The organism is Kribbella alba (assembly GCF_039529635.1).
Classification (GTDB): Bacteria; Actinomycetota; Actinomycetes; order Propionibacteriales; family Kribbellaceae; genus Kribbella; species Kribbella alba.
In genome coordinates, this window is record NZ_BAAANE010000004.1 from 455,501 (window position 1) to 469,558 (window position 14,058).

Annotated in this window: 12 protein-coding genes; 1 reads left to right on the forward strand and 11 read right to left on the reverse strand. The window is 68.0% G+C overall.

The features are described from left to right. Positions 1-114: 114 nt before the first annotated feature. The 8 genes from ABD210_RS08870 to rsmI all read right to left on the reverse strand — a co-directional run bounded on the left by ABD210_RS08870 (position 115) and on the right by rsmI (position 9,694). Positions 115-729: a nitroreductase family protein gene (locus ABD210_RS08870; protein ID WP_344110487.1), complete on the reverse strand. Its 615-nt coding sequence runs from the start codon at positions 727-729 to the stop codon at positions 115-117. Next, positions 729-1,643 carry a TatD family hydrolase gene (locus tag ABD210_RS08875; RefSeq protein WP_344110488.1) on the reverse strand — a complete coding sequence of 305 codons (915 nt, stop codon included), beginning with the start codon at positions 1,641-1,643 and terminating at the stop codon, positions 729-731. The genes ABD210_RS08870 and ABD210_RS08875 overlap by 1 nt, the downstream gene beginning before the upstream one ends. 14 nt (positions 1,644-1,657) lie before the next feature. Beyond that, positions 1,658-3,973 carry a hypothetical protein gene (locus tag ABD210_RS08880; RefSeq protein ID WP_344110489.1) on the reverse strand — a complete coding sequence of 772 codons (2,316 nt, stop codon included), beginning with the start codon at positions 3,971-3,973 and terminating at the stop codon, positions 1,658-1,660. A gap of 34 nt (positions 3,974-4,007) precedes the next feature. After that, positions 4,008-4,436, reverse strand: a complete 429-nt coding sequence (locus ABD210_RS08885) for an SRPBCC domain-containing protein (RefSeq protein WP_344110490.1) — start codon at positions 4,434-4,436, stop codon at positions 4,008-4,010. A 70-nt stretch (positions 4,437-4,506) separates the two neighbouring features. After that, positions 4,507-6,204 (reverse strand): methionine--tRNA ligase, encoded by a 1,698-nt coding sequence (metG, locus tag ABD210_RS08890; RefSeq protein WP_344110491.1) that lies wholly within the window; start codon positions 6,202-6,204, stop codon positions 4,507-4,509. A gap of 42 nt (positions 6,205-6,246) precedes the next feature. Beyond that, positions 6,247-7,158 (reverse strand): NADP-dependent oxidoreductase, encoded by a 912-nt coding sequence (locus tag ABD210_RS08895; RefSeq protein WP_344110492.1) that lies wholly within the window; start codon positions 7,156-7,158, stop codon positions 6,247-6,249. A gap of 84 nt (positions 7,159-7,242) precedes the next feature. Continuing rightward, entirely contained in the window at positions 7,243-8,811 is a 1,569-nt protein-coding gene (gene metG / locus ABD210_RS08900) for a methionine--tRNA ligase (protein WP_344110493.1), read from the reverse strand. Between the two features lie 22 nt (positions 8,812-8,833). Then, positions 8,834-9,694 carry a 16S rRNA (cytidine(1402)-2'-O)-methyltransferase gene (gene rsmI / locus ABD210_RS08905; protein ID WP_344110494.1) on the reverse strand — a complete coding sequence of 287 codons (861 nt, stop codon included), beginning with the start codon at positions 9,692-9,694 and terminating at the stop codon, positions 8,834-8,836. 156 nt (positions 9,695-9,850) lie between these two features. On the opposite strand from rsmI, the gene ABD210_RS08910 reads away from it, so the two are divergent. Continuing rightward, positions 9,851-11,380: a dolichyl-phosphate-mannose--protein mannosyltransferase gene (locus ABD210_RS08910; protein ID WP_344112023.1), complete on the forward strand. Its 1,530-nt coding sequence runs from the start codon at positions 9,851-9,853 to the stop codon at positions 11,378-11,380. Positions 11,381-11,386: 6 nt separating this feature from the next. Here ABD210_RS08910 and ABD210_RS08915 read toward each other — a convergent pair whose 3' ends face one another. Genes ABD210_RS08915 through ABD210_RS08925 form a run of 3 tightly spaced genes read right to left on the reverse strand, consistent with a single transcriptional unit; the run spans position 11,387 to position 14,050 of the window. Next, entirely contained in the window at positions 11,387-12,019 is a 633-nt protein-coding gene (locus tag ABD210_RS08915; RefSeq protein ID WP_344110495.1) for a DUF1707 SHOCT-like domain-containing protein, read from the reverse strand. Between the two features lie 20 nt (positions 12,020-12,039). After that, positions 12,040-13,242, reverse strand: a complete 1,203-nt coding sequence (locus ABD210_RS08920; RefSeq protein WP_344110496.1) for an MFS transporter — start codon at positions 13,240-13,242, stop codon at positions 12,040-12,042. Then, on the reverse strand, positions 13,232-14,050 hold the full coding sequence (locus ABD210_RS08925; RefSeq protein ID WP_344110497.1) for a Rossmann-like domain-containing protein: 819 nt from the start codon (positions 14,048-14,050) through the stop codon (positions 13,232-13,234). The genes ABD210_RS08920 and ABD210_RS08925 overlap by 11 nt, the downstream gene beginning before the upstream one ends. Positions 14,051-14,058: the final 8 nt, after the last annotated feature.

The following is a 14,058-nucleotide window of genomic DNA, read 5'->3' on the forward strand; positions in this document are numbered from 1 at the left end:
GCGTGCTGTCCGGAACCTTCCCCGATCCCGGCCAACATCACGAGACAGTAACGAAGAAGTTCCGGAAGTGCCAATCCCCTGGCCGATTTGGCCGAAATAGGTGTAACGACCCGATCACTCAGCGTGCTGACCCCACTGGCCCCGATGGACCACTTCCGCAGTACTGCGACGCCCTCTTTTCAGTGACGGAGAGCGGCGGTCAGGCGCCCGGTAGCCGACCGAGATCACCCCGATCGGGTCGAACCCGACGGGCACCCCGAACTCCTTCTTCAATCGGTCGACCTTGTCCGCCGGAGGCCCGAAGAGGCAAGCTCCCAAGCCTTCGTCGACCACTGTCTGCAGCATCAACAAGGCCGCCATCCCGGTGTCGATGTACCAGTACGGCGCGGCCCAGCGGGACTCGTCGCGGTCGGTCCGGCCCTTGTCTGGCGCCGCGTACCGATCGAGGTATGCGTCCTTGTGAGCGAAGGCGAAGATCAGCAGCGGAGCTCGGCGCAATCCTGTGACCCATTCCACATACTTCTCGTCCACAGATTCGGCCGCGATCGCCCAGTACCGTTCCCGGTCGTCGCCCTCCAGGGTCAGGAATGCCCAGCCCTGGGTGAACCCGCCCGAAGGCGCCCGAAGACCGTTCTGGAGGATGCGCTCCCGGATCTCGGCCGGCACCGGCCGATCGGGGTCGTAGTTCCGGACCATTCGCCGCCGGCGGACAACCTCGCTGAACTCCATTACCAGGGGCCGCCGAAGGCCTTGTCGGCGTTGGTGGACAGGGCTTCGCACAGTTCGGCGACCGAGATGTTCAGGACGCCGGCCATCTTCCGGACCGTGTGCGGGATCAGGTACGACGCGTTCGGCTGACCGCGGTGCGGGGACGGCGTCAGGTACGGCGCGTCCGTCTCGACCAGCACGCGATCCAGCGGAGTCACCGCCAGCGCGTCCCGCAACGACTGCGCGTTCTTGAAGGTGACCACCCCCGCGAAACTCAGGTAGGCGCCGCGATTGACGCACTTGCGAGCGAACTCCGTGTCCCCGGAGAAGCAGTGCATCACCACCCGCTCCGGCATCCCCTCGCGATCCAGGATGGCCAGGATGTCGTCGTGCGCGTCGCGGTCGTGGATCATCAGGGTCTTGTTCAGCCGCTTGGCCAACTCGATGTGAGCCGCGAACGACTCGTGCTGCGCGGCCCGGCCGTCCTCACCGGTGCGGAAGTAGTCCAGCCCCGTCTCGCCCACCACGCGCACCTTGTCCGAACTCGTGGCGAGCCGCTCGATCTCCGCCAGCGCGGTGTCGAGCTCCCCGGCCGCCTTGAGCTTCGGCGCCTCATTGGGGTGCAGGGCGACGCCCGCGATCAGATTGGGGTACTGCTCGGCGGCCTCCACGGCCCAGAGCGCGCCGGGCAGATCGCAACCCACCTGCACGATCCGGGTCACGCCTACCGATGCGGCCAGCTTGATCGCCTCGGCCGCACCCAGCCAGTTGCCGTCCTCGCCGTCGGCGATGTCCAGATGGCAGTGCGCGTCGACCACGCTCATCGGCAAAGGGTCCGGCACGGCGGGCCGGCTACGGTCCCGCGACCGCCCGTCCTCGCCGATGGCAGCACGTTCCCGGGTCGGGCGATCGACCTCCACACCGTCGGTAGACATGCACCACAGCCTACTTACCGCAGTCGGTAGATCCGCATGTCGGAATTGCTGAAGGCCCGTACTGCGAGTCTGTCGAGCTCGGGTGACACCGGTCCCGCTCGCAGGTCGGCCACGATCCAGTCCACGCCGACCTGGTTCTTCAACCGGGCCAGCAGTTCCGGGGTCGGCTGCTGAACGGCATCCAGGCTGTCCTGCAACCGATCCGGCCAGGGCGACGGCTGCGCCAGGAAGCTCTTCCCGGCCTCAACCGCGCCCAGGTTCGCCGGTGTGTACGCCCACCCCCCGAGATACTGCTGTATTCCGCTCAACCCCGACACCCAGAACGCGTCATCGGGACACCCCGGCCGGTACTTCGCCGGCATGCAGAACACGTTGGTGACGGCAACATCGTCATCCGCCTTGTGGTCGTGCAGCCACAGCATCGCTGCCTGCTCGTCCCGCGTTAGGTAGATCCGCTGGGCCTCGTTCGGCGCGGACCGTGGTTGCGCAGCGACGCCGATGGCCTGGACGTTGTAGACCAGTTGGGCGGGCAGCCCGGCCGCGATCGTCAGCGCGATCACCTGCACGCAAATGGCGGCACCGCGGGCGCGATTGATCAGCAGGATCACCACCGCCCCGACGGCCGCCAGGATCGCGAACGGCACCACCAGACCTACGATCGCCCCGGCCACCGTGCGGTTCGCCTGGTTCGTCGGCCACCAGAGGTACAAGGCGCTGGCCGTCAGGACGCCTGCCCAGCCGGCGATCACCACGCTCAGCAGATCCGCCCGGCGGCCAAGCTCGGCGCCGACTGCAACGGTCCCGACCGTGCCGAGCGCGAGGATGGCGCTCAGGAAGTAGTACTCCGAGTAGCCCTGTTGCGAGATGACCAGGGTGAGGCAGGTTCCGGCCGCGACACAGCCACCGATCCACCAGTACGCCGGGTCCCGTCGTACGGGTTCGATCCTCAGGCCGAACAAGCCGACCAATCTGGGCGTCTGAGTGACCAGATACCAGGTGAGGAGGACTGCGGCGAACAGGATGAGCCTGGAGTCACCGGAAGCCACCGACGGCAGGGTCCAACCGCCGCTGGCCGGAAGCGACGCGTCGCCCGTGACGACCCGGTAGTACGGCAGCACCCGCAGGGCCGCCAGGAACTGGATCCGGCTCCCCTGGGCACTGCCGATCAACACGAAGGAGGACGCCAGCAGGAAGACCGCGGACAGACCGGTCACGGCGGCCAATCGCCAGGGCGGACGCCGCTCTGAGAACCAGCTGAACACTCCCGCGACCGCGCACCCGGCCAGCATGATCGGCAACACCGTCGGCTTGGTGCCGGCCGCGAGCCCGAGCAGCAGGACCATCGCGACCCAGACCCCTGGACCGGCTTGTCGCCGCAGGATCAGCACGGTCGGCCCGACCAGACCCAGCATCACCACGGCGGCCATCGTCCCCGTCGGCGACTGGATCGACTGCGAGCCCACCAGGTTGGCCTTGGGCGTCACAGCCAACTGCAGAGCGCCGGGCAGGACGCCCGCGAAGGCCCCCGCGATCGGGCCGACCCAGGAACGCTCGCTCAGAGCCTCGCCTGCCGCCCAGCCGGCCAGCACGAGCGTGATCACCATGATGATCGGCCATTGATGCATCAGCACCTGCGGCGGATCGACGTCTGACATCACCGACCCGCTCGCCATCGAAGCGGTGGCGAACCAGTGGTAGATCAGCGGTTCGCCGAGGGCCGCCGGGTCAGGCGGCGGAACGTGGTGCGTCAGCATGTGCACGAGCCCGAGCTGGTACCAGATGTCCTGGTTGCGGGCCGCTGCCTCCGGAGGCAGCGGAATCGCTCGCAGCAGCACCGCCACGGTCCGGAGGATCGCCAGCAGCAAACTCGTCACCAGGAGCGCGTGCCACCACCGTGGCGGCGCGGGCGCGATGCCACGCAACCCGAAATGCGGTCTGAGGCCAGGGACGAGGATGAAGGTCAGTACCAGCAGGACGGTAGCCGCCCACTGCAGCAGCGGCAGGCCGATCGCCGTACAGATCGCCCACGTCGCCAGTTGCCAGACCAGCCCCAGGACGGCGCCGAATCCGAGGTCCTGCGTCACCGACCGCCCACCGGCCAGCACCCGCCACAACAGGGTGCCCGGGAGCAGCACGGCCAACAGCCAGGTAGCGAAGAACCGGATGCTCTCGCCGCCGGGGTCGCCGGCCCAGGCCAGGAGCAGGACGGCCGTGATCGGGACCAGCAACCACCACCCGACCAGCCCGAGCCCCAGCTCTGGTGCCGGCCGTGTTGAAGTGGGTTCTGGTCGGGTGGGCACAGCCGAACCCACCATCGTCGTGCCGGTCACCTGTCAATAATGCACGGTCATGGGGGCCGATCGGTCAGCCGCGCTCGGCAGCCTCCTTGACACCGCCGACGAGCATCTCCCACATGCCCCGGGAATGCTCAGCCTCCTCCTCGCTGGCGTTGTTGTCCTGACTCAGCGAAAGGTGGGTGGTGGTGCCGCGATCGGCGAGTTCATAGGTGAGCGTGTGGTAGTTCTCCGGTACGTCGGGCTGCCCGCTCAGCGGGCTGTAATGGGTCATCTTGAGCACTCGCCCGGGGTCCACCTCGAGGATCTCGCCCTTGTCCTCGTACTCCTTGCCTTCGTACACGCCCTGCCAGGTGATCGGACTGCCTTTTTGCCAGTCGGTCTTCACGTCCGCACCGAACATGAACTTCTTGACCTGCTCGGGATCGGTCAGCACGTCCCACACCTGCGCCGGCGCGGCACTGATCTCGGTCTCCGCCGTGGCCACATGGTCAGCCATCGCTTTCGACTCCTCTCTTCGATGCCCCGACACTAGATCGCCCCCACCGGTACCCGCTTGTAGAAAGGCGTCAAACGAACTTGGCAAAGATCGGTGCCGGGTCCGGCACCCGGGTCCCCGGTACTACGGGTCGCGAGGCCCAGGTGGTTCGCAGCGAGTAGTCGCCAGTGATCACCGGATACCCGGGGCCGCCGTCGAGGTCCGCCACCTCGCGAATCTCGGGCCGATCGCCGAACGAGCCCGTCCCGCCGAGTGCCTCGTGCACCTGCTGGGCCGAGTGCGGCAGGAACGGCGCGAGCAATCTGTTGCTGTCGGCTACTACCTGCGCGGCGACATGCAGGATGGTTGCCCTGCGCTCCAGGTCGGACTCCTTCCACGGTGCCTGCTGGGAGAGGTACTGGTTCGCCTGCGAGGCAGTCCGCATTGCCGCACCGATCGCCTGCTTCAGTCGGTGGTGCTGGATGTGGTCCCCGACCGTGGCGAAGGCGCTCCGGCCGGCTGCGAGGAGCTGGTGGTCGGCGTCACCGAGGGGACCGGCGGCCGGGATCGCGCCGAAGTTCCTGGCGATCATCGAGGCGGTCCGGTTCACCAGGTTGCCCCAGGTGCTGACCAGCTCGTCGTTGTTGCGGCGGACGAACTCGGCCCAGGTGAAGTCGGTGTCCTGGGTCTCCGGACCGGCTACGGAGACGAAGTACCTCAGCGCGTCCGGGCCGTACTGCTCGAGCACGTCCCGGACGTAGATCACCAGCGCGCGGGACGAGGAGAACTTCTGGCCGTCCACGGTGAGGTACTCGCTGCTCACCACCTCCGTCGGGAGGTTCAGGCCGCCGTACGCGAGCAGCTCGGCCGGCCAGATCTGCGCGTGGAAGGTGATGTTGTCCTTGCCCATGAAGTAGTACGACTCCGCGGCCGGGTCGCACCACCAGGCCTTCCAGGCGTCCGGATCACCGCTCCGCCGGGCCCATTCGATCGAGGCGGAGAGGTACCCGATGACGGCGTCGAACCAGACGTAGAGGCGCTTGTTCGGGTTGTCCTCCCAGCCCGGCAGCGGGACCGGGATACCCCAGTCGATATCCCGCGTCATCGCCCGCGGGCGCACGTCGTCCAACAGGTTGGCGGCGAACTTGAGCACGTTCGGCCGCCAGTCCGTCCGGGTCTGCAGCCACGACCCGAGGGCATCGGCGAGCGCCGGCAGGTCGAGGAAGAAGTGCTCGGTCTCGACGAAGACCGGGGCCTCCCCGTTGATCCGGCTGCGCGGGTTGCGGAGCTCGATCGCGTCGAGCTGGTTGCCGCAGTTGTCGCACTGGTCGCCCCGCGCGCCGTCGTACCCGCAGATCGGGCAGGTGCCTTCGATGTAGCGGTCCGGCAGCGTCCGACCCGTCGACGGGGAGATCGCGCCCATCGCGGTCTTCGTCACCAGGTAGCCGTTGCGGTGGATCGTGCGGAACAGGTCTTGCGCGACGGCGTAGTGGTTGCGGGTGGTGGTCCGGGTGAACAGGTCGTACGACAGGCCGAGGCCCTGCAGGTCCTCGACGATCATCCGGTTGTAGCGATCCGCGAGTTCCTTCGGCGAGACGCCTTCCCGCTCGGCCTGCACCACGATCGGCGTACCGTGTTCGTCGGTTCCCGACACCATCAGTACGTCGTGCCCTGCCATCCGCATGTACCGGCTGAAAACGTCCGAAGGAACGCCGAACCCCGACACGTGTCCAACGTGCCGGGGTCCGTTCGCATACGGCCACGCAACAGCTGCGAGTACATGGGTCATGCCGCCGACTGTAGGTGCGGGCCTTCGTCGGCGGCGACGGATTTACGGCAGTACGACGAGCTTCCCCTGGACGTGGCCCTCTTCGCTGAGCTGCTGGGCTTTGGGGGCGTCGGCGAGCGGGAAGGTTTCGGCGACGGTCAACCGCAGCTTGCCGTCAGCCGCCAGGCGCAGCTGTTCGGTGAGCCCCGCCTTCTGCGCCTCGGGCCGCGTGCCACCGGCCGCGAACGCCACCCCGAACTCCTGGGCGGCCGCGTCCGCGATCGTGATGATGCGGTCGGTGCCGCCGCGCAACTCGATCGAGGCCGGCAGCGCACCCTTGCCCGCGACGTCGAACACCGCGTCCACACCCTGCGGCGCCGCGGCACGTACCCGCTCGACCAGGCCGTCCCCGTAGGTGACGGGGATCGCGCCGAGGGAGCGGAGGAAGTCGTGATTCGCCTCGGAGGCCGTGCCGACCACGGTCGCCCCCAGTGCGACCGCGAGCTGGACTGCCACCGCGCCGACCCCACCGGCCGCACCGTGGAGGAGCAGCGTCTCGCCTTCTTTGAGGCCCAGTTCGCGCAGGACCCGCCCGGCTGTCTCTCCGGCGACCGGCAGTGCGACGGCCTGCTGCCAGGAAATTTCGGCCGGCTTGTTGGCAACGGCGCCGACCAGCGCGTACTGGGCGTACGAGCCGCTCTTCGCCCAGCCGACCACCTCGTCGCCGACCACGAACTCAGTCACCCCGTCGCCGACTTCGTCCACGACTCCGGCGACCTCCAGCCCCGGGATCGCGGGGAAGGTGGTGGGCATCACGGCCTGGACCCACCCCCGCCGGATCTTGAAATCCACCGGGTTCACGCCGGCGGCCCGGACCGTGACCCGGACCTCGCCCGGTCCTGCGTGTGGCTCCTCGATCTCCCGGGTCTGCAGAACCTCGGGACCGCCGAACTCCTCGAACACGATCGCTTGCATCGAAACCTCCACTGGAGAGGAGTTGATACGTCAACTCTCTGATGGAGGTTTCAATCGCGGTCCGCCCCGCGGGTATTCCCGAGATCAGGACTCTTCTGTCAGGCGGGGGAACAAGGCCTCGCCCTTGACCAGGGTGGAGCCGGCCGGAAGCTGACCCCAGGTGCCCGCGTCCTGGACCCGCTGGTCCTTCAGCGGGCCGAGCTTGGCCTCGGCGCCGAGCAGGGTCCACAACTTGGCGGCGGTCTTCGGCATCGTCGGGTTGTGCAGGACCGCGACCGCCCGCAGTACCTCGGCCGAGGTGTAGAGGATGGTCGCCAGCCGCTCCCGCTGCGTCTCGTCCTTCGCCACCTTCCACGGCTCCTGCTCGGAGACATAGCCGTTGACGGCACCGACCAGGTCGTTGATCGCGGCCAACGCGTCCTGGAAGGCCAGCGTGTCGATCGCCCGGTCGGCCGTCTCGACGGTCGCGGCGAGCTTGTCCGCGAGCGCCTGCTCGGCCGGTCCGTGGTCGGTCGGCTCGGGCAGCTCGCCGTCGAAGTACCGGCCGACCATCGCCGCGATCCGGCTGGCCAGGTTGCCCAGGCCGTTCGCCAGTTCCGAGGTGTAGACCGCGTTCAGGTGCTCCCAGGAGAACGACCCGTCCGAGCCGAACTGGATCGTGCGCAGGAAGTAGTAGCGGAAGGCGTCGGAGCCGAAGTGGTCGGTGATCTCGTGCGGCGCGATCGCGGTCAGCTTCGACTTGCTCATCTTCTCGCCGCCGACCAGCAGCCAACCGTGCGCGAACACCTGCTTCGGTACGGCGACACCCGCGGCCATCAGCATCGCGGGCCAGATCACCGCGTGGAACCGCAGGATGTCCTTGCCGACCAGGTGGACGTCGACCGGCCACAGCTCCTCGAACCGCTCCGGGTCGGTCCCGTAGCCCGCGGCGGTGACGTAGTTCAGCAGCGCGTCGATCCACACGTAGAGAACGTGGTCCTCGTCCCACGGCACCGGGATGCCCCAGTCGAACGTGGACCGGGTGATCGACAGGTCCTGCAGGCCCTGCTTGACGAACGAGATGACCTCGTTGCGGGCGCTGGCCGGAGCCACGAAATCCGGCTGGGACTCGTAGAGCTCGATCAGCTTGTCGGCGTACGCGGAGAGGCGGAAGAAGTAGTTCGTCTCCGAAACGGTCTCCAGCTCGGTGCCGTGGATCATGCAGCGCTGGGTGCCGTCCTCATCCGTGCGAATGTCCGCCGGTAGCTTGAACTCCTCGCAGCCGACGCAGTACAGGCCCTCGTACTCGCCCTTGTAGACGTCGCCCTTGTCGTAGAGGGTCTGCCAGAAGTCGCGGACGCGCTCGGTGTGCCGCTTCTCGGTGGTCCGGATGAAGTCGTCGTAGTCGATGTCGACGTCCACCCAGGCCGGCTTCCAGGCCTCCTCGACGAGCTTGTCCGTCCACTCCTTCGGGGACATGCCCTGCGCCTGGGCGCTGCGCATCACCTTCTCGCCGTGCTCGTCGGTCCCCGTCAGGTACCACTTGCGCTCGCCGCGCTGGGCGTGCCAACGGGTCAGGACATCCCCGGCCACCGTCGTGTAGGCGCTGCCGATGTGCGGCGCGGCCGTGACGTAGTAGATCGGGGTGGTGACGTAAAAGGCCTTCTCGGACATACACAAATCGTAGTCGGCCGGGCTAGGCCCGTTTACCAGGGTCGCGGGCGGCCAGGACGGCGTCGTACACGGTCCGTTTCGGGACCCCGAACCGCTTGGCCACGTCGGAGATGGCCTGTTTACGCGGCGTGCCGGCTTCCTCGTCGGTCGCCACCTCGGCGGCCAGCTCGTCCGGGCCCAGCTCGCGGGCGCTCGGGTCGGCTCCTGACACGACCAGCGTGATCTCGCCGCGGACGCCGTCCGCGGCCCACTCGGCCAGCTCGGCGGCAGTGCCTCGCTTGACCTCTTCATAGGTCTTGGTCAGCTCCCGGCACACCGCAGTAGGGCGATCTGCTCCGAAGGCGTCGGCGATCGCCTCGAGGGAGGCCGCGAGCCGGTGGGGCGCCTCGAAGAACACCATCGTCCGTGGTTCCTTCGCGAGCTCCTGGAGCCGCTTGTTCCGCTCGCCCGACTTGCGTGGCAGGAAACCCTCGAAGGTGAAGCGATCCACCGGGAGCCCGCTCAGCGCCAGCGCGGTGAGCACGGCAGACGGGCCCGGTACCGCCGTGACCACGATGTCGGCCTCGATCGCGGCAGCCACCAGGCGGTACCCCGGATCGGACACGCTCGGCATGCCGGCATCGGTGACCACCACCACGGTCTGACCGTCGACCAGCGCGGCCACCAGCTCGTCCGTGCGCTGCCGCTCGTTTCCCTCGAAAAAGCTGGTCACCCGGCCCTTGACGGTGATCCCGAGCTCGCTCGTCAGCCGCCGCAGCCGTCGCGTGTCCTCAGCGGCCACCACATCGGCCTCACCCAACACCCGTGCGAGCCGAGGCGACGCATCCCCCAAGTCCCCGATCGGAGTCCCCGCCAACACCAGTCGCCCAGTCACGCAGGCCATCATCGCAGGCCATCATCGCAGCCCCCCCGTACCATGGCCACCGTGACTGCCGTGATCGATGACGACACCGCGACGACCGCCGAGCCGCGGGAGACGCTCGGACGCGACGTCCAAGGGCGTCGGCTGCCACCGCTGAAGGAGCGGTTGTACCCCCCGATGCCGCGGGATTTCGAGAGCGGCTGGATCGCCACCCTGGCGATCACCGCGATGGCCGCGGTGCTGCGGTTCTGGCACCTGAGCACGCCGAACAAGTTCGTCTTCGACGAGACGTACTACGCCAAGGACGCGTTCTCGCTGCTGAAGTACGGCTACGCCCGGCAGTTCATCGACAAGCCGGAGGGGATCGCGGACAAGCAGATCATCGCCGGCAATCTCGACGTCTTCAAAGACACCCCGAGCCTCACCGTGCACCCCGAGGTCGGCAAGTGGATGATCGCCGCGGGTGAGCAGTTGTTCGGGATGAACACCTTCGGCTGGCGCTTCATGCCGGCCCTGTTCGGCACGCTGACCGTGCTGCTGCTGATCCGGACCGTGCGCCGGATGACGCGGTCCACGTTGATCGGCTGCATCGCCGGCCTCCTGCTCGCCGTCGACGGACTCAGCGTCGTCATGTCCCGGGTCGCCCTGCTCGACATCTTCCTCGCGTTCTGGATCGTGGCCGCGGTGTCGTGCCTGGTCGCCGACCGCGACTGGTCCAGGCGCCGCCTCGCCGACTCCCTGGACCGCGGTGGATTCGGCCGCTGGATGCTGATCCGCCCATGGCGCCTCGCTGCCGGTGTGTGCTTCGGCCTTGCGTTGGGCACGAAATGGAGCGCCGTCTGGGTCATCGCCGGCTTCGGGCTGCTCGCCTTCGCCTGGGATCTCGGCGCACGCCGGGCGATCGGCGTCCGGCATGCGTTCTGGAAGTCCGCGCTGATCGACGGCATCCCAGCGTTCCTCAGCATCGTGCTGGTCGCTGTCATCACCTACACCGCGACCTGGACCGGCTGGCTGCTGCACGACAACGCCTACGACCACAACTACGCGTCCACGCACCCGGCGCAGGGCGTGATGAAGGTGGTCCCCGACGACTTCCGGTCACTGCTCTACTACCACAAGGAAGTCCTGGCGTTTCACACCGGCGACTACATCAAGCACGCCACCCACCCGTACCAGTCGAACCCGGCCGGCTGGCCGATCGTCGCCCGCCCGATCGGGTTCGACGCCGTCAACGACATCAAACCCGGTACTGCGGGCTGCACCGCTCCCGCCGGCACGAACTGCCTGTCGGTGATCTCCGCCCTCGGTACTCCGCTGCTGTGGTGGGGTGGTGCGTTGGCCCTCATCGCCGGGCTGATCCTGTGGATCGGCCAGCGGGACTGGCGGTTCGGCCTACCGATCGTGGGCTATCTGACCTGCTGGGTGCCGTGGTTCTTCTTCGACACCCGGCCGATCTTCTTCTTCTACGCGGTCACGATGATCCCGTTCACGGTGATCGCACTGGCGCTCGTGCTCGGCAAGATCCTCGGACCGGCGAAGGCCGCCCTCCAGACGTCCACCCCGCGCCGGCTGATCGGAAGCGCGGCGGTCGGGGCCTTCGTCGTCCTGGTCGTGCTCAACTTCGCCTACATCTGGCCGATCCTGACCGACAAGGTCCTCCCGCACCCGGAGTGGCTCAGCCGAATGTGGTTCAAGTCCTGGATCTGACCGGCATCAGTGCTTCTTGGGCTTGGCGGTCTGGGCGCTGACGCCGCCGAAGAGGGCCAGGCCCTTGAGGACGACGACGGGGGCGGTGGGGTCGGGCTCCTTGCTCCCCCGGCCGGCGAACCCACCGAAGATGCCGACGCCCTGGGTGCGGACCTCGACGCCCTCGGGCACGGTGATGTCGACGCCGCCGAAGACGGCGAACGCGTAAACGGTGACCTCGCGACCCTCGAAGATCGCATCCCTCATGTCCAGGTCGTAGCCGCCGAACACACACAGCGCATTGGTCCGCCGCTTCACCCGCCAGCGACCCTTGCGCTCGCCGCCGCCGAAGATGCCGACCACGGTGTCGAAGCTGTCCTCGGGGTTGGCAGGCTCCTCGATCGGCACGACGCCCGTCGATGGCTGAGCCGCTGCTGCCGGACGGAAGGCCTGCCCCGGTAGGGCGAGATCCTGGGTGATCGGTTCGAGCTCGCCGAGGGTTCGCGCCTGCAGGGTCTGCTCGAGGCGTTCGCCGTGCTCGTCCTGCGTGAGCCGCCCGGTCATCAGCGCATCTCGCAGCACCTCGACGACCTTGTCCCGATCGCTGTCGGAGGCGCGCAGATGCGCATGCGGGTTCGGGCGGTCGGGCAGGTTGTCCATGAGACCGAACGATAGCTGTCCTACCGGCCCACCCGGAACGCGAAAACCAGCGCAAGCAGGGTGATCGAGCCGAAAGCCAGGGCCGCGCCGGGGTAACCCCCGAGCCCGAGGCCCAGTCCGCCGATCGCCGCGCCCAGGAACGTGCCCATGCTCATCCCGGCCGCGTTGATGCTGAGGGCGGATCCCCGCAGGTCGCCGCTTCGGTGTACGAGCAGCGTGGTGACGCAGGCGGCCACGGTCGCGTGACTCGCGCCCATCAGCGCGGTCAGCAGCAAGGTGAGCGGAAGGGTCGGCGAGAAGTAGACGGCGGCCACGCTGATCAACGCGACGCCCAGGCCGAGCAGCAGCATCTTCTCCGGGCCGATCCACGGACGTTCGAGGGCGATGTACCGCCCGGCCAGCAGGTTGCCGAGGAAGAAGGAGGCACCGCTCAGCGACCACACCAACGCGAACCACCCCGGAGCCAACTCGAACTTCTCGTCGTAGAACGCCGCCAAGTAGGCCAGGTACCCCATGAACGCCGCCGTCCGCAGCATCGCCACCGTCAGCAGTGGCAGCGCACCCGGGACCCGGGCCAACGCCCGGTACGTCGCGAGGTAACTCGTGCGCACGCCAGCCGCTCGAGGCTTCCGCCCGCGCCCCCGCCAGAAGAACGCGGCCGACAACGCGAGTGATACGGCCGAAGCAGCGAGCAGGTTGCCGCGCCATCCCCACCAAAGCCCCGGTACTGCGAGGACGGGCGCGGCGAGCATCGCCATCATCGAGGTGGTCGCCGAGACCAGGGTGGCGGCGCGCCCGGCAGCGGCGGCCGACTTGAACCGGTCAGCGGCGGCAGCTCCGATCGAGGGACCGAGGATCGAGGTGGATGCCCCGATCAACAAGCAGAACGCGGCCAGCGCAAAGACGTTGCCAACAGCACCGAGCGCGGCCGAGATCCCCAGCAGGGCAAGGCCTCCGGCCGCCACGAGCTCCCTTGCCAGCCGGTCGACCAGCGGCGCGAGAGCGATCCCGACCACCAGTGCGGCCAGTCCGCCGAGCCCTCGCAGCCCCCCGATCTCCGCCACCGTGCCGTCCGCGGCCCCCGCGATCGGCACCAGGTACATGCCGAACACGGTGAACGGGATCAGGCTGACCATCGAGGCCAGCAGGAACGGCCACAGTCTCTTGGCCATCCGGAGGTCCCCCGGCACAACGGCAGCCGGGGTTCGTTGGTCAGTGCTCATGGAATCCGTCCTCGCGATAGCGATACAAGCTGCTCGGGCGGGAGCTGAACTGGGAAAACGGGAAGGGCTCCGCCGAGAGGGCGGTGACACCGGAGCCGAGGAAGGACCGGACCACGGCACTTCCGGTCTGAGCATAGACCGCCAGCGGCTTCTCTTGCTGGCGGCAACGATCGAGGAGGACGTCGAAACTCCCGTTGCTCAAGGTCATTCCGGTGGCCACGACAGCATCCGCGGCGTCGATAACCTCCGTCATATCGCGAGAAACCGGAATCCCGGACGCGGTCTCGCGGAGGTTGAAGTCACACGGCAGACAAGTTCCACCGCGCTCGGCGATCGCGTCGACCAGCGGGTTCACCACGCCGATCAGCGCGACCTTGGAACCGTCCTGGACATCCAGGAGTCCGGCCACCGCCGCGTCACGCGCCCGCGCCCGGACATCCGGCGTACCGGCCGGCAGGACGATCTCTTCGGCGCTCGAGGCTTGGTGATGCGGCTCGACCGACGCCAGGTAGGCGTCCAGCGCGGCGATCCGCACGGGCAGCGGCGCGTCGGCGATCAGCTTGTCCAGGGACAGACCGGAAGTCTCTTCGCAGAAGGACGGCTCCAACTCGCCCGCTTCGAAGGAGCACGCGCCGAAGACCTCGCCGACCCGCAGGAGCACGTAGTAGTTCCGGTAGGTGACGTCTGCCCCTGGCAGCCGGGTGGTGTGGTGCAACCAGAAAGCACTCGTGACATTGAGCTCAGCAGGCGCCGGCCCACGGTTCCCGGCGAGAACGTCAGCGGTCAAAGCAGCCACGGAGGCGGTCATGGTACTCA